Source organism: Pseudomonas cichorii, from assembly GCF_003700275.1.
Taxonomy (GTDB): domain Bacteria; phylum Pseudomonadota; class Gammaproteobacteria; order Pseudomonadales; family Pseudomonadaceae; genus Aquipseudomonas; species Aquipseudomonas cichorii_B.
This window is the reverse complement of record NZ_RBRE01000040.1, coordinates 37,529-61,231: the sequence shown is the minus strand read 5'-3', so window position 1 is coordinate 61,231 and position 23,703 is coordinate 37,529. Positions and strand designations below refer to the sequence as shown.

Here is a 23,703-nt window from a genome sequence, read left to right as displayed (position 1 = left end):
TTTCTGGTGGCTGCTGGGCATCATGCTGCTGTTTTCCTGGATGAGCCTGGTAGACGTGGTACGCGCCGAGTTTCTGCGCGGCCGCAATCTGGAATACGTGCGTGCCGCCAGAGCACTGGGCATGGAGAATGGTGCGATCATGTTCCGCCATATCCTGCCCAACGCCATGGTGTCGACCATGACCTTCATGCCGTTCATTCTGACTGGCGCCATCGGTACCCTGACGGCGCTGGATTTCCTCGGTTTCGGCCTGCCTGCGGGCTCGCCATCGCTGGGTGAACTGGTCGCGCAGGGCAAATCCAACCTGCAGGCCCCATGGCTCGGGATCAGCGCCTTTGCCGTGCTGGCCCTGATGCTCAGCCTGCTGGTATTCATCGGCGAGTCCGCCCGCGATGCTTTCGACCCAAGGAAATGAAATGAACAATGACAATCTGATCGAAATCCGCGATCTGGCGGTCGAGTTCGTGACAGGCGAGTCGCGCCAGCGCGTGGTCGAAAACATCAGCTTCGATATCCGCCGCGGCGAAACCCTGGCACTGGTGGGCGAAAGCGGTTCCGGCAAATCAGTCACAGCGCACTCGATCCTGCGCCTGCTGCCCTACCCGATCGCCAGCCATCCCAGCGGCACCATTCGTTATGCAGGCGATGACCTGCTGAAAGTGCAAGAGAAAAAACTGCGCGGCATCCGCGGCAATCGGATTGCGATGATTTTCCAGGAGCCGATGACTTCGCTCAATCCGCTGCACTCGGTGGAAAAGCAGATCAACGAAGTACTCGGCCTGCACAAGGGGCTCACCGGCAAGGCTGCCACGGCGCGTACGCTCGAGTTGCTGGACATGGTCGGCATCAGCGAACCGCACAAGCGCCTCAAGGCCCTGCCCCACGAGTTGTCGGGCGGCCAGCGCCAACGGGTGATGATCGCCATGGCCCTGGCCAACGAGCCGGAACTGCTGATCGCCGACGAACCGACCACCGCGCTGGACGTCACGGTACAGCTGAAAATCCTCGAATTACTCAAGCAATTGCAGGCGCGCCTGGGCATGGCATTGCTGCTGATCAGCCATGATTTGAACGTTGTGAGGCAAATAGCCCATCGCGTATGTGTCATGCAGCGCGGTTGCATCGTCGAACAAGCATTGTGCGAAGAGCTGTTCCGTTCACCGCAACATCCGTACACCCAGGTTCTGCTCAGTGCAGAACCCAGCGGCGGTCCTTCGACCAACCCCGCTGGCGCGCCGCTGCTCGAAGTCGAGGACCTGAAAGTCTGGTTCCCGATCAAGAAAGGCCTGCTCAAGCGCACCGTCGATCACGTCAAGGCGGTCGACGGTATTCGCTTCAGCCTGCCGCAGGGTCAGACTCTGGGGATCGTCGGGGAAAGTGGTTCGGGCAAATCGACGTTGGGCCTGGCAATTCTCAGGCTCATCGCCAGCCAGGGCAGCATACGGTTCAAGGGCAATGATCTGGACAGCCTGTCGCAACAGCAGATACGTCCGCTGCGCAGACAGATCCAGGTGGTGTTCCAGGACCCGTTCGGCAGTTTGAGCCCGCGAATGTCAGTGAGCGATATCGTCGGCGAAGGCCTGCGGATTCACGGCATCGGGACAGCCGCCGAACAGGAAACGGCAATTATCGAGGCACTCAGGGAAGTAGGTCTGGATCCGGAAACCCGGCACCGCTACCCCCACGAATTCTCGGGTGGGCAACGGCAGCGCATCGCCATAGCCCGCGCATTAGTGTTAAAACCGGCGCTGATTCTGCTGGACGAGCCGACTTCGGCCCTCGACCGGACAGTGCAGCGCCAGGTAGTCGAGCTGCTACGCTCGCTGCAAACCAAGTACAACCTGACGTATTTGTTCATCAGCCATGACCTGGCTGTCGTCAAAGCGCTGAGCCACCAGTTGATGGTGGTCAAGCAAGGCAAAGTGGTCGAACAGGGTGTGGCGCAGGATATCTTCGCCGCACCGCAAAGTCCTTATACACAGCAGCTACTGGAGGCCGCCTTCCTGGCGCCGGTAGCTGTCGATTAACCTGAAGAGGAACAACACATGGGTTTTCTCGCCGGTAAGCGCGTCCTGATCGTCGGTGTCGCAAGCAAACTGTCCATCGCATCCGGCATTGCTGCCGCCATGCACCGTGAAGGTGCCGAGCTTGCGTTCACCTACCAGAACGACAAACTCAAGGGCCGTGTCGAAGAGTTCGCCACAGGCTGGGGCTCAAGCCCTGAGCTGTGCTTCCCTTGCGACGTGGCAAGCGACGAAGAGATCAACAAGGTCTTTGAAGAGCTGAGCAAGAAGTGGGACGGCCTGGACGTCATCGTTCACTCCGTCGGCTTCGCACCCGGCGACCAGCTGGATGGCGACTTCACGCAAGCCACCACCCGTGACGGTTTCCGCATCGCTCACGACATCAGCGCCTACAGCTTCGTCGCCCTGGCCAAGGCCGGTCGCGAAATGATGAAAGGCCGCAATGGCAGCCTGCTGACCCTGTCGTACCTGGGCGCAGAGCGCACCATGCCTAACTACAACGTGATGGGCATGGCCAAGGCCAGCCTGGAAGCCGGCGTTCGTTACCTGGCTGGCAGCCTTGGCCCGGAAGGCACTCGCGTCAACGCCGTATCGGCTGGCCCGATCCGCACCCTGGCCGCTTCCGGCATCAAGAACTTCCGCAAGATGCTGGCTGCCAACGAAGCTCAGACTCCGCTGCGCCGCAACGTCACCATCGAAGAAGTCGGCAACGCCGGCGCCTTCCTGTGCTCGGACCTGGCGTCCGGCATCAGCGGTGAAATCATGTACGTCGACGGCGGTTTCAACACCACCGCAATGGGCGACATCGAAGAGTAATTGCTTCGATCAGGGCTGGCGTCTGACGCCAGCTTTGAAAACAAAAAATCCGGACGCCCGCCAGGGATCCGGATTTTTTGCTGTTGCCCTTGCGATCACTTCGGCTTGGGTATGCCGAACTGCTCCAGAACCGGGTTGACCGTACGACTGAATGCCTTGCGCTCCTTGCGCTCCTTCACGGCATTGACGATTTCCGAAATCCCCAGGCCGATGCTCATCGCGCCACTGACTACCCAGCCAACCGGACCGGCAGCCGCACTCACCGCCGTAGCCGCCGCAGCACCTGCCGCCTGACCGGCAATCGCCCCCACAACCCGCCCGGCAATGGCGCCAGCTATACGTCCGCCCAGACCAACCCCGACCTTGCCAGCGGTCCTGCGCATATCCACGTTGTCGCCAAAGCCCAAGACCCTCTGTGCCGTGCTGGCAGCCAGCGCTGCATCGTCCTTCGCCTGGTTGGTGTCCTTGCCGGTACCGCCAGGAACGAATGCCGTGCTCATGCCAGTGCTGCCCGGTGCTCCCGCGACGTTCTTGCGAGTCGTTTCATTCACCGCCCGCGCCAGCGCCGGGTCGCTGTTGAGGATCAGTTCTGCCTGACGATCGGTGTTCTTGCCCAGAAAAGCCTGCACGGCCGGATCGTCCTGCAATTGGGTGATCTTTTCGTTCAGCGCAGTCTCGGTGGTCGAAGTGTTGCGAATCGAACGCCCCGCCACCACCTGTTCGGCAATCTGCTGCAACTCGACCAGCACCGCCGCCTTTTGCTCGCCGCTGTAGCCTTGCGGGTTGCTGAAGACATCACCGTTCAGCTTGCTGATATCCACATTGGAAACTGCGCCGACAGTCGCCGCATCCGAGATGACCCGGGAAAAATCCTCTTCATTGGCCGGCGCCTTGTGCCTGATCCAGGTACTGATGTCCTTTTTGACCATCACCCCGTCCGGAGCACGCATCGCCAGCTTTTTGCCGCGCATGTTGCCCTGGTCCATCATCTCGAACATGCCCGGCTGCGCCCAGGTCGCGGCGGAATCCTGCAGTACATCGGAAAGCCCAGGGTTCTTGGTGCTCACCGATTCCAGCCCGGCGATGGTGGTACGACCATTGACCTTGGTCTGGCCTTCGACCCCCTGGGCATTGGACGGGTCGCCCGCTTCGGTTATCGGCTCATGGGCCAGCAGCACGGCAGCAGAACGCACCAACTGCACCGATTGCGCATCGGCATCCGGATTGTCCTTGCGGAAGTCATTCAGGCTGTCTGTGCCACGGTCGACCTGCTTCTCCATGTTTTTGGCAAAGGTCTTGGCGTCTTTCCTGGTGATCTTGCCGTCCGCCTTGCCACCCTGCGCAGTGTCCATGGCGGTTTTCAGCGTCGGATTTTCATCCAGAAAGGCCCAGGCCTTGTCTGCATCGGGATCATTGGCAGCAATCATTCTGGCCGCAGCAATGGGGCGATTCAGCTCCTTGGCGGCCTGCTCACGCCTGGAAGCCGGCATATCACCCAGCAGACCATCCCATTTGGCCAGTTCTTCGGGCGAGCTGTATTTCGAGTCATCGAGATACTCATGGTTTTCTCGCACCGGAGGCTGAGCCTTGCCTGCCAATTGACTGGTCAGGGCGCGAAACAGACGCTGGAGAATCGAGTCCTCGGCGACCTGAGTGGGCTGCGCTGCAGTCCTCGTCATGCCGGCTTGACCGTAATCGATACCCGACAAGCCACCAGCAGGCTTATGAAGCTCTGCCGGGCTCAGGTTGAACGGGACTTCAGTAAGGTTTTCCGGCAGAGGGAAGCCCCCAATGCGGCCACTGCTTGAAATGGGATCGCTCATTGCGGTTCTCTCCCTCTCGCACGAAACAAGGATCTACGTACCCGAGTGAGTGGCACCGGAGCAGAAACGGTTCCATGGTCCTGAAAAAGAATCGTGAAAAAAATGACCGATCCCACAAAGCAAAACGCCCGATGCAAGGCACCGGGCGTTTTGAGTGGATCAGACCGAGCTTAGAAACGCTCGATCTTCGCCTTGCTTTCCAGTTGCGAGCGATAGGCAGAGAAATCCTGCTGACCGGCACGCGAAGCCAGGAAACGGCGATATTGGGTCTTCTCGGCATCAGTCGGCGCGGTTGCCTGATTCACGCCATTGAGGCGCACAATCACAAAGCTGCCGTCTGCTGCGGTCAGGCTGGCAAACTCGGGCTTGTCCTTGCCAACCGGCTTGGGCATGCGGAACACCGCCTGCAGCACGGCCGGGTCGACACTGTCCTGGCTGCGGTTAGCCGCTTCCAGAACAGCCCAGGCTTGACCTTCCTGCTTCGCAGCCAACGGGATCTTGCCGTCGCGCAGGCCAGCCAGGAGCGCTTCGCCCTTGGCCTTGGCAGCAGCACTGGCGTGATCCTTGAGCAGTTGAGTACGAATCGAGCCTGCAACGCTCTCAAGCGGCAACTGCTGAGGCTGCAGGTGCTCCTTGACGCGCACGACCACGACTGTCTCCGGGTCCAGTTCCAGCGTGTTGCTGTTGGAACCTTCTTCCAGGACTTCCGGGCTGAATGCTGCCTGGATCACTGCACGATTGGCTGTCAGGCCTTCGCCGCCTTCACGACCGAATGCAGCACTGGTCTGAACCTTGAGGCCCAGATCCTGAGCCGGCTGAGCCAGATCGGACGACTCGAAAGCCGAGTCCTCCAGTTGCTTGGTCACTTCGACAAACTTCTGCTCGACCTGCTGAGCTTTCAGGTCATGGGTCAGCTTGTCCTTCAGGCTGGCAAAGCTCGGCACCGAAGGTGCTTCAACGCCCAGCAGCTTGATCAGGTGCCAGCCGAAGTCACTGCGTACCGGTTGCGAAACCTGATCCTTGTTCAAGGCGTACAGCGCCTCTTCAAAGGCCGGATCGTAGACGCCCTTGCCGGCATAGCCCAGATCGCCGCCCTTGCTCGACGAGCCCGGATCCTGCGAGAACTCCTTGGCCAGTACCGCAAAGCTCTCACCCTTGGCCAGACGTTGCTGGATTTCGTCAATCCGCGCCTTGGCCTGGGTTTCGTTGAGCTTGTCGTTGACCTCGATCAGGATGTGCGCAGCACGACGCTGTTCGGCCAGATTGGCGATTTCCTTCTGGTAAGCCGCCTGCAGATCTTCGTCCTTGACCTGCACCTTGTCGAAGAAGGAAGCCTTCTTCAATTCGATGTAATCAAGTACCACCTGCTCGGGGCTCATGAACTCCTTGGCGTGCTGGTCGTAGTGAGCCTTGACTTCGTCGTCGGTCACTTTTACGGCGGCCAGATCGACAGGCAGGGTCAAGGTAGCAAAATCGCGGGTCTGTTTTTCCAGACGGGCGAAAGCCTCGACCTCGGTGTCAGTCACGAAAGCGCTGCCAGCGATACCGGCACGCACCTGACCGATCAGCATTTCCTGGCCCAGCAACTGGCGGAACTGCAGACGGCTGTAGCCCAGCTGGCGGATGACCTGATCAAAGCGGTCGGCATTGAACTTGCCGTCAACCTGAAACTCGGGTGTCAGCAAAAGCTGCTGGTCCAGTGCGGCTTCGGAAAAAGCGAATTTAGCGTCGGCAGCGCCTTGCAGCAGCAGCTTGCGGTCGATCAGCCCTTTGAGAGCGGATTCACGCAGCAGCTTTTCGTCCAGCATGGCAGGATCGAAATCCTTGCCCAGTTGCTGAGTCAGCTGTTGGGCCAACTGACGACGTTGCATGTCGACAGCCTGACTCAGTTCATTCTGAGTCACGTCCTCGCCATTGACCTTGGCAGCGTTCTGCTGGTTGCCACTGGCGGTGAACAGCGCCTCGATGCCTGTCAGAGCCATCAAAGCGATGATGATCCCGATGATTGTCTTGGCAATCCAGCCCTGTGAATTGTCCCTGATATTCTGCAGCATTGCGTCCCCCAAAACGGTTGAACTGACTAACCAACCGCGGAGCGTGGGTAGAAAGCGGATAGAAGAAAGGCGCATCCGAGGATGCGCCTTCTCGTAACTGACGGAGCGGAAGGGCTCGAACCCTCCGGCATTGCAACCGGCTGCACCACCGTTCCGTTACCGGATCAGATTGTCTCCGACCCGGCGGGCAAAGGCTTCAAGAGGCTTAGTTGACAGCTTCTTTCAGGGCTTTACCGGCTTTGAAACCTGGCTTTTTAGCAGCAGCGATTTCCAGCGTCTTACCAGTCTGTGGGTTGCGACCGATACGAGCAGGACGATCTGTAACGGAGAACGTACCAAAGCCAACCAGAACAACAGAGTCGCCAGCCTTCAGAGCGCCAGTGACGGATTCGATAACTGCATCCAGCGCACGGCCAGCAGCAGCTTTCGGGATATCAGCAGATGCAGCGATAGCATCAATCAGTTCCGACTTGTTCACTCTAAGTCCCCTTATCTCTATATTGAGTATGTTTCTAAGTTTTTGGTGGTAAGCAAAACGAGCACTGTTGGGCTTGCTGGTACTTGCCTGAAAGAGCCGCTTTATAGCAAGGGCTCCAAAAAGCTGTCAAGGAAGCCCCACACAGACTTAATGCGTGCTAATTCTTTCCTTAGAGTCAGACTCGCGTTTTTCATCCTTTGCAACAATATCGGGAGCCACATCCGGCAAGGGCTCCGGCGCGTATTGCAGCGCAATTTGCAGGACTTCGTCAATCCATTTAACAGGCTTGATCTGCAGGTCTTGCTTGATATTGTCAGGAATTTCCTTCAAATCGCGCACATTCTCTTCCGGGATGATCACGGTTTTGATTCCACCGCGATGCGCCGCCAGCAGTTTTTCCTTCAGGCCACCAATCGCCAGCACCTGCCCGCGAAGGGTAATCTCGCCGGTCATGGCCACATCGGCACGTACCGGAATCTGCGTCAGGGCCGATACCAGTGCGGTGCACATACCTACGCCAGCGCTCGGGCCATCCTTGGGCGTAGCCCCTTCCGGCATGTGAATGTGGGTGTCGTGCTTCTCGTGGAAATCCGGCGCAATGCCCAGGCTACGGGCTCTGCTGCGTACTACCGTCTGCGCTGCGGTGATCGATTCGACCATCACATCGCCCAGCGAACCGGTCTTTATCAACTGGCCCTTGCCCGGCACGACGGCCGCTTCGATGGTCAGCAATTCGCCGCCGACCTGAGTCCAGGCAAGACCGGTTACCTGACCGATCTGGTCCTGCTGCTCGGCCAGGCCGTAACGGAATTTGCGCACGCCGAGGAAGTGTTCGAGCATTTCGGCCGTGACACGAATTGCAAAACGTTTTTCCAGTGCATGTTCCTTGACAGCCTTGCGACAGACCTTGGCAATCTGCCTTTCAAGGCCACGCACACCTGCTTCACGGGTGTAATAGCGGATGATGTCGCGGATCGCATCGTCGTCGAACTCGATTTCGCCCTTTTTCAGGCCATTGGCCTGGATCTGTTTTGGCGAAAGGTATTTGACTGCAATGTTGACCTTCTCGTCCTCGGTGTAGCCCGGCAGACGAATGACTTCCATCCGGTCCAGCAGTGCAGCCGGGATGTTCATCGAGTTCGAGGTGCACAGGAACATCACATCCGAGAGGTCGTAATCGACTTCCAGGTAGTGGTCGTTAAAGTTGTGGTTTTGCTCGGGATCCAGCACCTCAAGCAGTGCCGAAGCCGGATCGCCGCGCATGTCGCTGCCCATCTTGTCGATTTCATCGAGCAGGAACAGTGGGTTGCGCACGCCAACCTTGGTCATTTTCTGGATCAGTCGACCAGGCATCGAGCCGATGTAGGTACGGCGATGGCCACGAATTTCAGCTTCGTCACGCACGCCGCCCAGGGCCATGCGCACGAACTTGCGGTTGGTCGCACTGGCGATCGACTCGGCCAGGGAAGTCTTGCCGACACCCGGAGGCCCGACGAGGCACAGCACCGGACCACGAATCTTCTTCACGCGCTTTTGCACAGCGAGGTATTCGAGAATGCGTTCCTTGACCTCTTCCAGACCGTAGTGGTCGGAGTCGAGAATCGCCTCGGCACGCGCCAGATCAAGGCGAACCTTGCTCTGCGCCTTCCACGGCACCTGGACCAGCCAGTCGATGTAGGAACGCACCACGGTGGCTTCAGCCGACATCGGCGACATTTGCTTGAGCTTGTTCAGCTCGGCAGTTGCCTTGGCCAGAGCATCCTTGGGCAGACCGGCAGCCTCGATGCGTTTTTTCAGGTCATCGATTTCGTTATGGCCTTCATCGCCATCGCCCAGTTCCTTCTGAATGGCCTTCATCTGCTCATTCAGGTAGTACTCGCGCTGGCTGCGCTCCATCTGCTTCTTGACCCGACCACGGATGCGCTTCTCGACCTGCAACAGGTCGATTTCGGCATCCAGCAAGGCCAGCACGTGCTCGACACGGGCTGGCAGGTCGATGATTTCGAGGATTTCCTGCTTCTGTTCGATTTTCAGCGCCATGTGCGCGGCCATGGTGTCGACCAGACGACCCGGCTCATCGATGCTGTTGAGCGAAGACAGGACTTCGGCAGGGACTTTCTTGCCGAGCTGCACGTACTGCTCGAACTGCGACAGCAGGCTGCGAACGAAGACTTCGGATTCACGATCCGGCGCGTCGGTTTCCTCGATCAGCGCGACTTCGGCGCGGCAATGACCCTCGACTTCGATGAAACGCTCGACAGAGCCACGCTGCTCGCCCTCAACCAGCACCTTGACTGTGCCGTCAGGCAATTTGAGCAGTTGCAATACGGTTGCAATGGTACCGACGTTATAAAGAGCCTTTTCATCGGGATCGTCATCGGCCGGATTTCTTTGTGCCAGCAACAGGATCTGCTTGTCGCCGGTCATCGCTGCTTCTAGAGCTTCGATAGATTTCTCGCGCCCCACGAACAGCGGGATAACCATGTGCGGATAAACCACAACATCACGCAATGGCAAGAGAGGCAATTCGATTGTGGTCTTCATGATTTCGCCTCTACGGCGGCCAATTGGCCGTGGACAGGTGGAAGTAGCTTGAAGTCAAGATGGGGGTAGCGTTCCAAAAAAACAAGCTTTAGTGGCCTGTTTTGAAAATACGCTCTCTTTTTGACGGCTGACCGAAACCATTCGACAAGGCACATGGCCCCGCAATGACGGGAAATGACAACGCAATCAGGCAGTTAAGGACGCTGTCAAAAGAGGACTATCAAGCTACAGACAGAATACTAGTGGCCCGCTGGCGAAAATCGTTCCCTGGGACATGAGCAATCCGGCAGGCATGGCCCTTGATTTAGCGACCCTCTGAAATGCAGAAGGAGGCCCGCAGGCCCCCTTCTGTACATCCGTTACTCACACAACAGGGCAATGCCGGTTATGCGTCAGGAGCAACCTTGGCTGGCGGCTCGCTGTTTTCATAGATCAGCAGCGGCTTGGACGAACCATCGATGACGCTCTCGTCGATCACCACTTTGCTCACGTCGCTCTGCGACGGGATTTCATACATGGTGTCGAGCAATACGCCTTCCAGAATGGAACGCAGGCCACGAGCACCCGTCTTGCGCTCCAGCGCACGACGAGCAACCGATTTCAGCGCGTCGGTACGGAACTCGAGGTCCACACCTTCCATCTCGAACAGCTTGGCGTACTGCTTGGTCAGGGCGTTCTTCGGCTCGGTGAGAATCTGCATCAATGCAGCCTCGTCCAGCTCGTCCAAGGTCGCCAGTACCGGCAGACGGCCCACGAACTCGGGGATCAGACCGAACTTGACCAGATCGTCAGGCTCGACTTCACGCAGGGATTCGCCAACCTTCTTGCCTTCTTCCTTGCTGCGGACTTCGGCGTTGAAACCGATACCGCCACGGGTAGAACGGTTCTGGATGACTTTTTCCAGGCCCGAGAAAGCACCACCACAGATAAACAGGATATTGCGCGTGTCCACCTGCAGGAACTCCTGCTGTGGATGCTTGCGTCCGCCTTGCGGAGGAACGGAAGCCACGGTGCCCTCGATCAGTTTCAGCAAGGCCTGTTGCACGCCTTCACCGGAAACGTCACGAGTAATCGAAGGGTTGTCGGACTTGCGGGAAATCTTGTCGATTTCGTCGATGTAGACAATACCCATCTGGGCCTTCTCTACGTCGTAATCGCACTTCTGCAACAGCTTCTGAATGATGTTTTCCACATCCTCACCGACATAACCGGCTTCGGTCAGGGTAGTGGCATCGGCGATGGTGAACGGCACATTGAGCAGGCGCGCCAGGGTTTCAGCGAGCAAGGTCTTGCCGGAGCCCGTAGGGCCGATCAGCAGGATGTTGCTTTTGCCGAGTTCAACATCGTCATTTTTCTTGTCACGCTGGTTCAGACGCTTGTAGTGGTTGTACACCGCTACTGCGAGAACCTTTTTGGCACGTTCCTGACCAATTACATATTGATCAAGGATGCCGCTGATTTCTTTAGGCGAAGGCAATTTATGCGCGCTGCTCTCGGCCTGTGCTTCCTGCACCTCCTCGCGGATGATGTCATTGCACAGGTCGACGCACTCGTCGCAGATAAAGACCGAGGGGCCGGCAATCAATTTGCGCACTTCATGCTGGCTTTTGCCGCAGAAGGAGCAATAGAGCAGTTTGCCGTTGTCCTCGCCGTTGCGGGTGTCAGTCATTCGATCGATCCAATCCGGTAGGCTTGCAACACAAGATGAAGGCTATTGCGGGCTTTTTCAAGTCCGCAGGCGGTCGGTTGAGCCAACCACCCACATTTTGAGTCAATTAGGCAGGCATTTGACGCTTGCTGATCACGGAGTCGATCAGGCCGTATTCAGCCGCACGATCCGCGCTCATGAAGTTGTCACGCTCGGTGTCACGCTCAATGGTTTCAAGGCTTTGACCGGTATGGTGAGCCAACAACGAGTTCAAGCGATGACGAATGTGCAGGATTTCCTTGGCATGGATGTCGATATCCGACGCCTGACCCTGGAAACCGCCCAACGGCTGGTGAATCATCATCCGCGAGTTAGGCAGGCAATGACGCTTGCCCTCGGCACCGCCAGCCAGCAGGAAAGCACCCATGCTGCAGGCCTGACCGATACAGATGGTCGACACGTCCGGCTTGATGAACTGCATGGTGTCGTAGATCGACATGCCTGCAGTCACCGAACCGCCCGGTGAGTTGATGTAGAGATGGATATCCTTGTCCGGGTTTTCCGCTTCAAGGAACAGCAGTTGCGCCGCGATAAGGTTGGCCATGTAGTCCTCTACCGGACCAACCATAAAGATGACACGCTCCTTGAGAAGGCGCGAGTAGATGTCATAGGCGCGTTCGCCACGGGCGGACTGCTCGATAACCATCGGGACCAGGCCGCCAGCGGCCTGGATGTCAGAGTTCTGCTGAATATAAGAATTGCGGGACATGTCCTGCATTCACTCCCAAATAGTCGAGTCTTGAATACGCACAAGCCAGCGCGAAGGCTGGCTTGTGGGTGTTTTCGAACGAAAGGAGAAATCAGTCGGCTGTTGGAGCTTCTACCGGCTTGACCGCTTCTTCGTAGGAGACCGATTTGTCGGTCACGCTAGCTTTCTGCAAAACAGTATCTACAACTTGCTCTTCAAGCACAACAGAACGTACTTCGTTCATTTGCTGCTCGTTCTTGTAGTACCAGGCAACAACCTGCTCTGGCTCCTGGTAAGCGGAAGCCATTTCCTGGATCAGATCGCGAACGCGAGCGTCGTCAGGCTTGAGCTCGAACTGCTTGACCACTTCAGCAACGATCAGGCCCAGCTCGACACGACGCTTGGCTTGCTCTTCAAACAGCTCGGCAGGCAGTTGATCAGGCTTGATGTTGCCACCGAACTGTTGAACAGCCTGGACGCGCAGACGGTTGACTTCGTTTTCCAGCAGCGCCTTCGGCACTTCGATCGGGTTGGCAGCCAGCAGACCGTCCATGACCTGGTTCTTGACCTTGGACTTGATGGCCTGACGCAGTTCACGCTCCATGTTCTTGCGAACTTCGGTGCGGAAGCCGTCGATACCGGTTTCCTTGATGCCGAACTGCTTGAAGAACTCTTCGTTCAGTTCAGGCAGTTTTGGCTCGGAAACGCTGTTGACGGTAACGGTGAACTCGGCGGCTTTGCCAGCCAGTTCCAGGTTCTGGTAGTCCTCTGGGAAAGTGACGTTCAGAACGCGCTCTTCACCAGCCTTGGCGCCAACCAGACCGTCTTCAAAACCAGGGATCATGCGGCCGGAGCCCAGAACCAGCTGGGTACCGGTGGCAGAGCCGCCAGCGAAGACTTCGCCGTCAACCTTGCCCACGAAATCGATGTTCAGCTGGTCTTCGTTCTGGGCAGCACGCTCGGCCACTTCAAAACGGACGTTCTGCTTGCGCAGGATTTCCAGCATGTTGTCCAGATCGGCGTCAGCCACGTCAGCGGACAGGCGCTCGACGGAGATGGACTCGAAACCGGCAACAGTGAACTCAGGGAACACTTCGAAAGTAGCGATGTATTCCAGGTCCTTGCCCTTCTCGAAGGACTTTGGCTCTACGGCAGGTGCGCCAGCCGGGTTCAGCTTCTGCTCGACCACTGCTTCGTAGAAGGTAGCCTGAATCAGATCGCCCAGCGCTTCCTGGCGTGCGCCATCTTCATAACGCTGGCGGATAACGCTCATAGGCACTTTGCCAGGGCGGAAGCCCGGGATCTTGGCTTTACGTGCGGTCTGCTGCAGACGCTTGTTGACTTCAGTCTCGATGCGTTCGGCAGGCACGCCAATGGTCATGCGGCGCTCAAGAGCGGAAGTATTTTCAACAGAAACTTGCATGGATATTCCTCGTTGCACAGACGTTAGCCGGCCGTTTCCGACCCCAGAATCAAGGGCATGCATTCTAGTGGGTCAAACTCAAGAAGTCACCCTACTGAAAAAGGGCAGATTAAGAGGATGGAATCGGACTGTCGACGTGCGAAGACAAAAAGCCCTCTACATCACCGGCAACGCGTCTGGCACGGGCTATATAAAGGAAGCACGTGCACCGGACCGCTACCGACTCCATCCGCGTAGCGCGCTTCGCTCGATCAGTGGCAACACACCAACCGACCAGCGAGACGATAAAACCAACACGCTGAAACAAAAAAAGCCGCACTAGGCGGCTTCTTTCAATAGCGAGCGTTTCAAAAACCTCACTACTTATATCTTGGTGCGGACGGAGAGACTCGAACTCTCACACCTTGCGGCGCTGGAACCTAAATCCAGTGTGTCTACCAATTCCACCACATCCGCGTTACAAGCTTTTAAAGCAAAGGCGCCAGATTATGATTAATAAGTCTGGCGCCTTTCCGAATATGGGGTGGACGATGGGGATCGAACCCACGACAACAGGAGTCACAATCCTGTGCTCTACCAACTGAGCTACGCCCACCATATTGCATCCTGCTACTACAACTTACCTACCGTGCCAAAGCCGCCGTTAATGGCGCACCCGGCAGGACTCGAACCTGCGACCATCCGCTTAGAAGGCGGATGCTCTATCCAGCTGAGCTACGGGCACTTATATAATCTGCATTCTTTTAATCGATCACAAATTACAAGGCTTTCAATCACGTCGAGCTGAATTTCAACTCCACCTGACTTACATCAACCGGCGCCTGCTTGTTAAGCGGTGCTGGGTGCTGCCCGGCAAGTGCGACGAATCTTATAGACGCCCCCATGGGTCGTCAACTCTTTTTTGAAAAAAATTCAGTTAGATAAAGGAGTTAGCTGAATATACAGACCAAGCGCCTTTGCCCTTGCGTCATGTCATGCGAGAATGCGCCCTCATTTTTTCCCTCTCGATGGTTAATCACGCGTCATGACTGCACAACTTATCGACGGCAAAGCGATCGCCGCCAGCCTGCGCCAGCAGATCGCCAAACGTGTCGCCGAACGTCGCGAGCAAGGCCTGCGCACGCCAGGCCTCGCGGTGATTCTGGTGGGCAGCGACCCCGCTTCCCAGGTTTATGTCTCTCACAAGCGCAAGGACTGCGAGGAAGTCGGCTTCATTTCCCAGGCCTACGACCTGCCCGCCGAGACCACACAGGTTGCGCTGACCGAGCTGATCGATCGCCTCAATGGCGACGACAATGTCGACGGTATCCTGCTGCAACTGCCATTGCCCGAGCACCTGGACGCCTCCCTGTTGCTGGAACGTATTCGTCCGGACAAGGACGTCGACGGCTTCCATCCCTATAACGTCGGCCGTCTGGCCCAGCGCATCCCATTGCTGCGCCCATGCACCCCGAAAGGGATCATGACCCTGCTGGAAAGCACCGGTGTCGATCTGTACGGACTGGACGCCGTGGTAGTAGGCGCTTCCAATATCGTCGGTCGCCCGATGGCCATGGAATTGCTGCTCGCCGGTTGCACGGTTACCGTGACCCACCGCTTCACCAAGGATCTGGCCGGCCATGTAGGTCGCGCTGATCTGGTGGTGGTGGCCGCCGGTAAACCCGGTCTGGTCAAGGGTGAGTGGATCAAGCCTGGCGCCATCGTCATCGACGTCGGTATCAACCGTCAGGCAGACGGCAAGCTGGTCGGTGACGTCGTGTACGAAACCGCCCTGCCCCGCGCCGGCTGGATCACGCCGGTACCGGGCGGCGTAGGCCCGATGACCCGTGCCTGCCTGCTGGAAAACACCCTGTATGCGGCAGAAAGCCTGCACGACTGAGTGGTTTCCCAAAATGAAAAACGGCACCCCAGGGGTGCCGTTTTTCATTCCCGAGAACGATTACTTGCGCGCTGCTTCCCAGCTCTTGAGCAATTCGGAATACGCCACGGTCTCGCCTTTGGGTTTCTCGTTGGCCAGCTTGCGTTGCGGAGCGGCCCAGCCATCGGGGCTCGCTTCACCCTTCTTGTACCACTCTTCAGCCGTGGTTTCCGGGTTCAGCTTCGGCGCGCAACCACTCTTTTCCTGAGCCTTGGAGCGCTCAAGGCGCATCAGGATCGAGTCCTGATCCTTGGCCAGCCCGTCCAGCGCCTGCTGTGCGGTCTTCTCGCCGGTCACCGCTTCTGCAACATGACTCCACCACAACTGAGCCAGTTTCGGATAATCCGGGACGTTGGTGCCGGTCGGCGACCATTGCACCCGTGCCGGGCTGCGGTAGAACTCGACCAGACCACCCAGTTTCGGCGCCAGCTCGGTCATCTCCTTCGAGTTGATGTCCGACTCACGAATCGGCGTCAAGCCAACAATGGTTTTCTTCAAGGACACGGTTTTCGAGGTCACGAACTGCGCATACAGCCAGGCGGCCAATCGCTGTTTCTCGGGCGTCGAATACAGGAAAGTCCAGGAGCCCACGTCCTGATAACCCAGCTTCATGCCGTCTTTCCAGTACGGCCCCTTGGGTGAAGGCGCCATCCGCCATTTCGGCGTGCCATCGGCGTTCATGACCGGCAAGCCGGGCTTGGTCATGTCTGCGGTAAAGGCGGTGTACCAGAAAATCTGCTGCGCGACGTTACCTTGCGAAGGCACCGGGCCGGATTCCGAGAAGGTCATGCCCGCCGCTTCCGGTGGCGCATAGGCCTTGAGCCAGTCGATGTATTTCTGCGTGGCGAACACCGCTGCAGGGCCGTTGGTGTCGCCACCGCGGGTGATGCTGGAGCCGACCGGACGGCAGTTCTCTACCCGAATGCCCCACTCGTCCACTGGCAGGCCGTTCGGCAGGCCCTTGTCGCCGCCACCGGCCATGGAGAACCAGGCATCGGTAAAGCGCCAGCCCAGAGAAGGATCTTTCTTGCCGTAATCCATATGGCCATAAATGCGCTTGCCGTCGATTTCCTTGACGTCTTCGCTGAAGAATTTGGCGATGTCTTCATAGGCGGACCAGTTGACCGGCACACCCAGCTCATAGCCGTACTTGGCCTTGAACTTCTCTTTCAGGTCGGCACGCTCGAACCAGTCGGCGCGGAACCAGTAGAGGTTGGCGAACTGCTGATCGGGCAATTGATAGACCTTGCCATCCGGTGCGGTGGTGAACGACAGGCCGATAAAATCCTTCAGATCCAGGGTCGGAGAAGTCACCTTCTTGCCGGCATCGCTGGCCATCAGTTCGGTCAGCGATTGCGCCTTGCCATAACGGAAATGGGTGCCGATCAGGTCCGAATCGTTGACCCAGCCGTCATAGATATTCTTGTCCGATTGCATCTGGGTCTGGATCTTCTCGATCACATCCCCTTCCTGCACCAGGTCATGGGTGAGCTTGATACCGGTGATCTCGGTAAACGCCTTGGCCAGAGTCTTGGATTCGTACTCGTGGGTGGTCAGGGTTTCCGACACCACCTTGATTTCCATGCCACGGAACGGTTCAGCCGCCTTGATGAACCACTCCAGCTCGGCCATCTGCTGCTCGGGGGTCAGGGTCGAAGGCTTGAACTCGGCGCCGATCCATTTTTTCGCGGCATCCTGATAGGCATCCGCCCACGCCGTCACGCTCAATCCACTGCATGCCAGCATCGAAGCCAGCGCCACGCTATGTCTCAGCTTGTTGTTTTTGTAGAACATAGACACCTCCAGATGATTATTACCCAGGGCACGTTGCCGCCTCCCGGACAGTCCCGGCATGAAAACAGTTGCTCGGCTACCCCCAACGCATTACGACCAACAACCACAGCAGCGATACCAGCGAAGCGATCCAGATACTCCAGTCCGTCACGCCGATGACCAGCAAATGCAGGTAGGCACTTGCCAGCAGTCCGATGAACAGGCGGTCGCCACGGCTGGTGACGATCGGCAGAAAACCACGACGCTCGACGCAGGGCGAACTCAGCTCCCACACCGTCATGCCGATCAGCAGCACCGCGATGACGCCGAAGAAACCCGCCGTCAGTGAAGTCCAGGCCATCCATTCCATATCCCGACTCCTCAGACCCGGCCAAGGGCAAAGCCCTTGACCACATGATTACGAACGAACCAGATCACCAGCATGCCCGGCAAAATGGTCAAGACCCCGGCCGCAGCCAGCACGCCCCAGTCGATACCCGAAGCCGATACCGTACGGGTCATGACTGCCGCGATGGGCTTGGCGTTGACCGACGTCAGCGTGCGCGCCAGCAGCAGTTCGACCCAGGAAAACATGAAGCAGAAGAACGCCGTCACCCCAATGCCGGAGCCAATCAGCGGCACGAAAATCTTTACGAAGAAACGCGGAAAACTATAGCCGTCAATGTAGGCGGTTTCGTCGATTTCCTTGGGAACCCCCGACATGAAGCCTTCCAGAATCCATACCGCCAGCGGTACGTTGAACAGGCAATGCGCCAGTGCCACGGCAATATGGGTGTCGAACAGGCCAATCGAAGAATAGAGCTGAAAGAACGGCAGCAGGAAAACTGCCGGTGGCGCCATGCGATTGGTCAGCAGCCAGAAGAACAGGTGCTTGTCACCCAGGAACCGGTAGCGCGAGAACGCATAAGCCGCCGGCAAGGCCACCGCCAGGGAAATCACCGTGTTCAGGCACACGTAGTACAGCGAATTGATATACCCGCTGTACCAGCTTGGGTCGGTGAAAATCACCCGATAATTGGCCAGTGTGAAGTCCTGCGGCCAGAGCGTCAGGCCACCGAGAATCTCGGTATTGCTCTTGAACGACATGTTCAGCAGCCAGTAGATCGGCACCAGCAGGAACAGGATGTAGATCAACAACGGCACAGCCTTGCGTGCATTCATGGCCGATCCTCAGTTCTTGTCGCTATGGGTCATGGCGGTATAGAACAGCCACGAAACCAGCAGAATGATCAGGAAGTACACCAGCGAGAACGCCGCCGCCGGCCCCAGGTCGAACTGACCGATCGCCATTTGTGTCAGGGTCTGGCTCAGGAAGGTCGTGGCGTTGCCCGGCCCGCCGCCGGTGAGGACGAACGGCTCGGTGTAGATCATGAAACTGTCCATGAAGCGCAGCATCACCGCGATCAGCAGCACGCTCTTCATCTTCGGCAACTGGATATGTCGGAACACCGCCCAGCTTGACGCCCGATCGATACGCGCCGCCTGGTAGTACACGTCCGGAATGGCACGCAACCCCGAGTAGCACAGCAGTGCAACCAGTGACGTCCAGTGCCAGACATCCATGACCAGCACCGTCACCCAGGCATCCATGGTATTGGCCGCATAGTTGTAACTGATGCCCAGTTGATTGAGGCTCCAGCCCAACAGGCCGATATCGGCACGGCCAAAGATCTGCCAGATGGTACCCACCACGTTCCACGGAATCAGCAATGGAATGGTCATGACGATCAGGCAAAGCGACGACCAGCGCCCCTTGGTCGGCATGGTCAGGGCGATGGCGATACCCAGCGGAATCTCGATCAGCAGCACACAACCCGAGTAGATGAACTGGCGCAGCAGCGAATCATGCAAACGCGGGTCCTGCAGGACCTGGCGATACCAGTCGGCGCCCACGAAATAGCGGTTGGACTGGTCGAAGATGTCCTGCACCGAATAATTGACCACCGTCATCATCGGCACGATGGCACTGAATGCCACCAGCAGGAACACCGGCAGCACCAGCCACCAGGCCTTGTTGTTATGGACCTTGTTCATGGCGTACCCCGCTCTTGACCGGACTCAAGCAAGAAATCATCGGCATACAGCATCAACCATTGCGCGGGAAAACTGATCCAGGCCTGCCCCTGCGGCACAGGCTTGTCTTCAGGCAGGCGTACCTTGATTTTCTGCCCGGCCAGCGCAAGGGTCAGGATCTTGTAGGTACCCAGATCCTCGACATACACCACCTCGGCGCACATCGCCTCTTCGTAGGGACCGTCCCAGACATGAACGAACTCGGGACGGATGCCGATCTTCAGGCTGGTGAATGATGTATGGGCAATCAATTGCTGCAGTGGACCGGACAGCGGCACCTGCACATCGCCGAACATCACCCCGTTGCCCTGCGGCCGGACCTCGATCAGGTTCATGCCCGGACTGCCGATGAAATAGCCGACAAAGGTGTGGCGGGGTTTCTCGAACAGCTCACGTGGCGTCCCGAACTGCACAATCTGGCCGCCGTACATCACCGCGATCTTGTCAGCGAAGGTCGAGGCCTCCAGTTGATCGTGGGTGACGTAAACCATGGTGATATTGAATTGCTCGTGGATCTGCTTGAGCTTGCGGCGCAGCTTCCACTTCAAATGCGGGTCGATCACCGTCAGCGGTTCATCGAACAGGATGGCCGAGACGTCATCGCGCACCAGCCCGCGCCCCATGGAGACCTTTTGCTTTTCGTCCGCCGTCAGATTGCGCGCCTTCTTTTTCAGCAAGGGCTGCAAGTCCAGCACTTCGGCGATTTCCTGCACCTTGGTGTGGACACGTTTTTCATCCAGGCCCTGATTGCGCAATGGAAAAGCCAGGTTATCGAAGACGGTCATGGTGTCGTAGACCACCGGAAACTGGAAAACCTGAGCGATGTTGCGGCGCTCGGGACTCAGATCATTGACCTCTCTGGAGTCGAACAGCACCTGCCCTTGCGACGGACTCAACAGGCCGGAAATGAGATTGAGCAAGGTCGACTTGCCGCACCCGGAAGGCCCGAGCAATGCATAAGCGCCGCCCTGCTCCCAGACATGGGTCATTTCCCGGATGGCGTAATCGTCCGGCCCCGGATTGGCGCTATAGCTGTGGGCCAGGTTCTGCAAACGGATCTCGGCCATCAGGCAACCCTCGCCATGCGCAGACCGGGCGCCTGAATCAGGCGCCCCTGCTGATCGAACACAAAGAGTTTGTGGGTCGGGATATACACCCGGATCGCCGCATCGACGTCATAGCCATGCACGCCCGGCAAGTGCAGCACCAAGGCAAAAAGCTCATTGCGCACATGCAGGAAGGTTTCGGAGCCGCTGATTTCCGCCAGCTCGACGGTAACCGCCAGTTCCAGATCGTCGTCATTGGACGGCACCAGGCTCAGGTGGCTGGGTCGCACCCCGAAACGGTATTCGCCGTCACCGATCTTGCGCAGGTCGGCATTGAGCGGGAAATGCACGAAGTTGGCGAAACTGACTTCATTGCCCTCGATGCGACCGGGCATCAGGTTGATCGGCGGCTCGGAGAACAACTCGGCGGCCAGTACCGTACTTGGCCGCTGATAGACCTCGGCAGCCTTGCCGCTCTGCACGACCCGTCCTTCGTGCAGGATAGTAGTGGTGCCGCCCAGCGCCAGCGCCTCGTTGGGCTCGGTGGTCGCGTAGATGGCGATGGTATGCCGCGCCGCAAACAGCTCGCGCATTTCCTGGCGCAGTTCTTCGCGCAACTTGTAGTCGAGGTTGACCAGCGGCTCATCGAACAGGATCAGCTCGGCATCCTTGACCAGCGCCCGGGCCATGGCCGTACGCTGCTGCTGTCCGCCAGACAACTCCAGAGGATGACGCTGGAGGAATTTTTCGATGCGCAGCATCTTTGCGGTTTCAAGCACCCGGGTCTGGATAACCTCTCGGGACATCCCCGCCTGACGCAATGGCGAAGCGATGTTCTCGAACACGGTCATGCTCGGGTAATTGATGAACTGCTGATAGACCATCGACACATTGCGCTTGCGCACCGGCCGGTGCGTGACATCCACGCCGTTCATCAGCACCCGGCCAGTGTCGGGCCTGTCCAGGCCAGCCATCAGGCGCATCAGGCTGGTCTTGCCGGACAGGGTCCGCCCCAGCAGCACATTGAAGGATCCGGGCTCAAAGCTCAGGGATGCGTCGTCGATCCATATCTGGCCATCGACTGCGCGACTGACGTGCTCCAACGTAAGTGACATGGCGTGCCCTTTGTTATTTTTTCTTGTCAGGGATGCAGCTCAAATGCAGTTGGCATAGAGCGACATTCGTGCCAGATCGCGTTATCCGGTTGAAAGGCTCGACCTAGAGCGTCCGGCTTTTAACGAGCAGGCACGGCGTCTTCAGAGCTGAACAAAAATGAACAAAAAATGCTGAACACCTGAACAAAATGAACATTGACTTTGAACAGTACTGGACGACACTGGATGAACGATTCGGGCACGGATGCTCCATGCAAGACCTAAAACAAAAACAACAAGGCACTCGCAGGACTCATTGCTCATGGTCACTACCCGCGCATCGCTTACGCACGACATCATCATTCAGGATTCATGGACGCGCTGCCGCAGCTTCGGCCTGAGCCATCAGACACGCCCCTCGTTCGACGTGTTGCCGGGCGCCCAGGTTTCCCGGCTGCTGGAGCGTCATCATTCGCTGGTGCAAACCACCCATCAGGAAGTGCTGCCGTTCTATGACAATATCCTGAGCAACTCCAATTGCCTGATCCTGCTGGCCGATCAGCAGGGGCAACTGCTCAAGTCATGGGGCACCCAGCGTTTCGTCGACCCTGCGCAAACCCAGGGCTTTCTGGCCGGAGCCAGCTGGAGCGAGCGCGGGACCGGCACCAATGCCATCGGCACCGCACTGGCCTGCGAACAAGCCGTGCATATCGAACCCGACGAGCACTTTCTCAAGGCCAACCGCTTCATGACCGGTTCGGCCTCACCGATATTCGATGCCGATCGACGCATGATCGCCATCCTGGACGTCTCCAGCGACAGCTTCCTGCCGCCCTCGCATACCCTGGGCATGGTCAAGATGATGAGTCAGTCAGTGGAAAACCGACTGATTCTCGACCAGTTCCGCGACACCCATTTCCAGCTGACCTTCAATACCGGCCTGAACAATCTGGACAGCCAGTGGGCCGGCCTGCTGATTTTCGATGAAAGCGGCAGGATCCGCTGCGCCAACCGCCGCGCCGACAACCTACTGGGCGTCAGGCTGTCCGGGGTCAATATCGAAGAACTGTTCAAATGCCCGATCCTGCAGCTGCTCAGCGAACCCGAAGCACGCCCTTTCGCGCTGCATGCCTTTGGCAATAGCCGCTTCCAGTGCCTGCTCAAGCGCCCGCGACGCAAACCGATGCAGCTATTGCCGCCGCTGCAGCCTGCGCAACAGGCCAATACTTCGCCCACGCTTGATCTGAATGCCATCGACCTGGGCGATGCAAAAGTCGAAAAGGCGGTTCGTCAGGCGCAACGGCTTCTGGAAAAGGACATCCCGCTGTTGATTCACGGAGAAACCGGAGTCGGCAAGGAAGTGTTCGTCAAAGCCTTGCATGTGGCCAGCTCGCGTGCCAGCCAACCGATGATTGCCGTCAACTGCGCGGCCATTCCGGCTGAACTGGTGGAGTCGGAACTGTTCGGCTACAGCAAGGGGGCGTTCACCGGCGCCCATCAGAAAGGCAGCATCGGCCTGATTCGCAAGGCTGACAAAGGCACGCTGTTTCTCGATGAAATCGGCGACATGCCAATGCCGGTGCAAGCGCGTCTGCTGCGCGTGCTGCAGGAGCGTTGCGTGCAGCCGCTGGGCAGCAGCGAGCTGCATCCGGTGGATATCCGCCTGATCTCGGCCACCAACCACAGCCTGCGCGAGCGGGTCCAGACAGGCCATTTCCGCCAGGATCTGTATTACCGGATCAGCGGGCTGAATATCGAACTTCCGCCCTTGCGCGAACGCACCGACAGGCAGGCACTTATCCAGCGCATCTGGGAACGCCATCGCGAACCTCACCAGCGGGCAGGGTTCTCTTGCGAAGTGCTTGAACTGTTCGAGCATCATCCGTGGCCGGGCAATCTTCGCCAGCTCAATAGCGTGATACAGGTCGCGCTGGCACTGGCTGACGATCAGATCGTTACGCTGGAGCACCTGCCGGAAGATTTCTTTCTGGATATTCAGATGGACGAGGAGAGAGACGAGCCTGTAGCGCCACTGCGGATCAAGGGGAATTTTCCGTCGACCGAAGACCTGAACCACCTGTTGCAGGCGGCTGGCGGCAATATTTCACAATTGGCCAAGCGGTTGGGCGTCAGTCGCAATACGCTTTACAAACGGTTGCGAGAGGTTCGTCAATGAATTTGCATGGCAGTTCATCATGTGGGAGGCAGCTTGCTGGCGAC

Annotated in this window: 18 protein-coding genes and 3 tRNA genes; 5 read left to right on the top strand and 16 right to left on the bottom strand. The window is 58.0% G+C overall.

Annotated features, from left to right (window positions below; translation table 11 throughout):
* The 3 genes from ALQ04_RS10905 to fabI all read left to right on the top strand — a co-directional run.
* On the top strand, positions 1 to 415 hold a 415-nt coding region (locus tag ALQ04_RS10905; RefSeq protein WP_122315772.1), incomplete at its 5' end, for an ABC transporter permease subunit.
* Position 416: 1 nt separating this feature from the next.
* On the top strand, positions 417 to 2,027 hold the full coding sequence (locus tag ALQ04_RS10900; protein ID WP_122315771.1) for an ABC transporter ATP-binding protein: 1,611 nt from the start codon (positions 417 to 419) through the stop codon (positions 2,025 to 2,027).
* A gap of 18 nt (positions 2,028 to 2,045) precedes the next feature.
* Complete coding sequence (gene fabI, locus ALQ04_RS10895; protein ID WP_122315770.1) at positions 2,046 to 2,840, top strand: enoyl-ACP reductase FabI; 795 nt, start codon at positions 2,046 to 2,048, stop codon at positions 2,838 to 2,840.
* Positions 2,841 to 2,935: 95 nt separating this feature from the next.
* Here the strand turns inward: fabI and ALQ04_RS10890 are convergent, their stop codons facing one another.
* The 10 genes from ALQ04_RS10890 to ALQ04_RS10845 all read right to left on the bottom strand — a co-directional run bounded on the left by ALQ04_RS10890 (position 2,936) and on the right by ALQ04_RS10845 (position 14,282).
* Positions 2,936 to 4,663, bottom strand: coding sequence for a type III effector HrpK domain-containing protein (locus ALQ04_RS10890; RefSeq protein WP_122315769.1), 1,728 nt, complete (start codon positions 4,661 to 4,663; stop codon positions 2,936 to 2,938).
* Positions 4,664 to 4,833: 170 nt separating this feature from the next.
* Positions 4,834 to 6,717: a SurA N-terminal domain-containing protein gene (locus ALQ04_RS10885; protein ID WP_122315768.1), complete on the bottom strand. Its 1,884-nt coding sequence runs from the start codon at positions 6,715 to 6,717 to the stop codon at positions 4,834 to 4,836.
* Between the two features lie 205 nt (positions 6,718 to 6,922).
* Positions 6,923 to 7,195, bottom strand: a complete 273-nt coding sequence (locus ALQ04_RS10880) for an HU family DNA-binding protein (RefSeq protein WP_002552737.1) — start codon at positions 7,193 to 7,195, stop codon at positions 6,923 to 6,925.
* Between the two features lie 147 nt (positions 7,196 to 7,342).
* Complete coding sequence (lon, locus tag ALQ04_RS10875) at positions 7,343 to 9,739, bottom strand: endopeptidase La (RefSeq protein WP_122315767.1); 2,397 nt, start codon at positions 9,737 to 9,739, stop codon at positions 7,343 to 7,345.
* Positions 9,740 to 10,124: 385 nt separating this feature from the next.
* Positions 10,125 to 11,408: an ATP-dependent Clp protease ATP-binding subunit ClpX gene (gene clpX, locus ALQ04_RS10870; protein WP_024687896.1), complete on the bottom strand. Its 1,284-nt coding sequence runs from the start codon at positions 11,406 to 11,408 to the stop codon at positions 10,125 to 10,127.
* Positions 11,409 to 11,514: 106 nt separating this feature from the next.
* A complete protein-coding gene (clpP, locus tag ALQ04_RS10865) occupies positions 11,515 to 12,156 on the bottom strand; it encodes an ATP-dependent Clp endopeptidase proteolytic subunit ClpP (protein WP_122315766.1) in 642 nt (213 codons plus the stop codon).
* A gap of 91 nt (positions 12,157 to 12,247) precedes the next feature.
* Positions 12,248 to 13,558: a trigger factor gene (gene tig, locus ALQ04_RS10860; protein ID WP_122315765.1), complete on the bottom strand. Its 1,311-nt coding sequence runs from the start codon at positions 13,556 to 13,558 to the stop codon at positions 12,248 to 12,250.
* A gap of 371 nt (positions 13,559 to 13,929) precedes the next feature.
* Positions 13,930 to 14,014, bottom strand: a tRNA-Leu gene (locus ALQ04_RS10855).
* 63 nt (positions 14,015 to 14,077) lie between these two features.
* Positions 14,078 to 14,153, bottom strand: a tRNA-His gene (locus ALQ04_RS10850).
* A 52-nt stretch (positions 14,154 to 14,205) separates the two neighbouring features.
* Positions 14,206 to 14,282, bottom strand: a tRNA-Arg gene (locus ALQ04_RS10845).
* A 300-nt stretch (positions 14,283 to 14,582) separates the two neighbouring features.
* Between ALQ04_RS10845 and folD the strand changes: the two genes are divergently transcribed.
* On the top strand, positions 14,583 to 15,437 hold the full coding sequence (gene folD, locus ALQ04_RS10840; RefSeq protein ID WP_122315764.1) for a bifunctional methylenetetrahydrofolate dehydrogenase/methenyltetrahydrofolate cyclohydrolase FolD: 855 nt from the start codon (positions 14,583 to 14,585) through the stop codon (positions 15,435 to 15,437).
* A 60-nt stretch (positions 15,438 to 15,497) separates the two neighbouring features.
* Here folD and ALQ04_RS10835 read toward each other — a convergent pair whose 3' ends face one another.
* From ALQ04_RS10835 to ALQ04_RS10810, 6 genes are all read right to left on the bottom strand, one after another.
* Complete coding sequence (locus ALQ04_RS10835; RefSeq protein ID WP_122315763.1) at positions 15,498 to 17,270, bottom strand: ABC transporter substrate-binding protein; 1,773 nt, start codon at positions 17,268 to 17,270, stop codon at positions 15,498 to 15,500.
* A gap of 76 nt (positions 17,271 to 17,346) precedes the next feature.
* A complete protein-coding gene (locus ALQ04_RS10830; protein WP_122315762.1) occupies positions 17,347 to 17,619 on the bottom strand; it encodes a DUF2160 domain-containing protein in 273 nt (90 codons plus the stop codon).
* 11 nt (positions 17,620 to 17,630) lie between these two features.
* Positions 17,631 to 18,431, bottom strand: a complete 801-nt coding sequence (locus ALQ04_RS10825) for a carbohydrate ABC transporter permease (protein ID WP_117165301.1) — start codon at positions 18,429 to 18,431, stop codon at positions 17,631 to 17,633.
* A gap of 9 nt (positions 18,432 to 18,440) precedes the next feature.
* The gene (locus ALQ04_RS10820) at positions 18,441 to 19,304 is read right to left on the bottom strand and encodes a carbohydrate ABC transporter permease (RefSeq protein ID WP_122315761.1); all 864 of its coding nucleotides are present in this window, start codon (positions 19,302 to 19,304) and stop codon (positions 18,441 to 18,443) included.
* On the bottom strand, positions 19,301 to 20,410 hold the full coding sequence (locus tag ALQ04_RS10815; RefSeq protein ID WP_122315760.1) for an ABC transporter ATP-binding protein: 1,110 nt from the start codon (positions 20,408 to 20,410) through the stop codon (positions 19,301 to 19,303). The genes ALQ04_RS10820 and ALQ04_RS10815 overlap by 4 nt, the downstream gene beginning before the upstream one ends.
* Positions 20,410 to 21,504, bottom strand: a complete 1,095-nt coding sequence (locus ALQ04_RS10810; protein ID WP_122315759.1) for an ABC transporter ATP-binding protein — start codon at positions 21,502 to 21,504, stop codon at positions 20,410 to 20,412. The genes ALQ04_RS10815 and ALQ04_RS10810 overlap by 1 nt, the downstream gene beginning before the upstream one ends.
* 301 nt (positions 21,505 to 21,805) lie before the next feature.
* Between ALQ04_RS10810 and ALQ04_RS10805 the strand changes: the two genes are divergently transcribed.
* Positions 21,806 to 23,659 (top strand): sigma-54-dependent Fis family transcriptional regulator, encoded by a 1,854-nt coding sequence (locus ALQ04_RS10805; protein ID WP_122315758.1) that lies wholly within the window; start codon positions 21,806 to 21,808, stop codon positions 23,657 to 23,659.
* The last annotated feature ends 44 nt before the right edge of the window (positions 23,660 to 23,703 follow it).

Coding starts and splice junctions, on each gene's coding strand:
- clpX (WP_024687896.1), bottom strand. CDS start 11,408: ATGACTGACACCCGCAACGGCGAGGACAACGGCAAACTGCTCTATTGC.
- ALQ04_RS10835 (WP_122315763.1), bottom strand. CDS start 17,270: ATGTTCTACAAAAACAACAAGCTGAGACATAGCGTGGCGCTGGCTTCG.
- ALQ04_RS10885 (WP_122315768.1), bottom strand. CDS start 6,717: ATGCTGCAGAATATCAGGGACAATTCACAGGGCTGGATTGCCAAGACA.
- tig (WP_122315765.1), bottom strand. CDS start 13,558: ATGCAAGTTTCTGTTGAAAATACTTCCGCTCTTGAGCGCCGCATGACC.
- lon (WP_122315767.1), bottom strand. CDS start 9,739: ATGAAGACCACAATCGAATTGCCTCTCTTGCCATTGCGTGATGTTGTG.
- ALQ04_RS10805 (WP_122315758.1), top strand. CDS start 21,806: ATGGTCACTACCCGCGCATCGCTTACGCACGACATCATCATTCAGGAT.
- ALQ04_RS10810 (WP_122315759.1), bottom strand. CDS start 21,504: ATGTCACTTACGTTGGAGCACGTCAGTCGCGCAGTCGATGGCCAGATA.
- ALQ04_RS10815 (WP_122315760.1), bottom strand. CDS start 20,410: ATGGCCGAGATCCGTTTGCAGAACCTGGCCCACAGCTATAGCGCCAAT.
- ALQ04_RS10820 (WP_122315761.1), bottom strand. CDS start 19,304: ATGAACAAGGTCCATAACAACAAGGCCTGGTGGCTGGTGCTGCCGGTG.
- fabI (WP_122315770.1), top strand. CDS start 2,046: ATGGGTTTTCTCGCCGGTAAGCGCGTCCTGATCGTCGGTGTCGCAAGC.
- ALQ04_RS10900 (WP_122315771.1), top strand. CDS start 417: ATGAACAATGACAATCTGATCGAAATCCGCGATCTGGCGGTCGAGTTC.
- ALQ04_RS10830 (WP_122315762.1), bottom strand. CDS start 17,619: ATGGAATGGATGGCCTGGACTTCACTGACGGCGGGTTTCTTCGGCGTC.
- clpP (WP_122315766.1), bottom strand. CDS start 12,156: ATGTCCCGCAATTCTTATATTCAGCAGAACTCTGACATCCAGGCCGCT.
- folD (WP_122315764.1), top strand. CDS start 14,583: ATGACTGCACAACTTATCGACGGCAAAGCGATCGCCGCCAGCCTGCGC.
- ALQ04_RS10890 (WP_122315769.1), bottom strand. CDS start 4,663: ATGAGCGATCCCATTTCAAGCAGTGGCCGCATTGGGGGCTTCCCTCTG.
- ALQ04_RS10825 (WP_117165301.1), bottom strand. CDS start 18,431: ATGAATGCACGCAAGGCTGTGCCGTTGTTGATCTACATCCTGTTCCTG.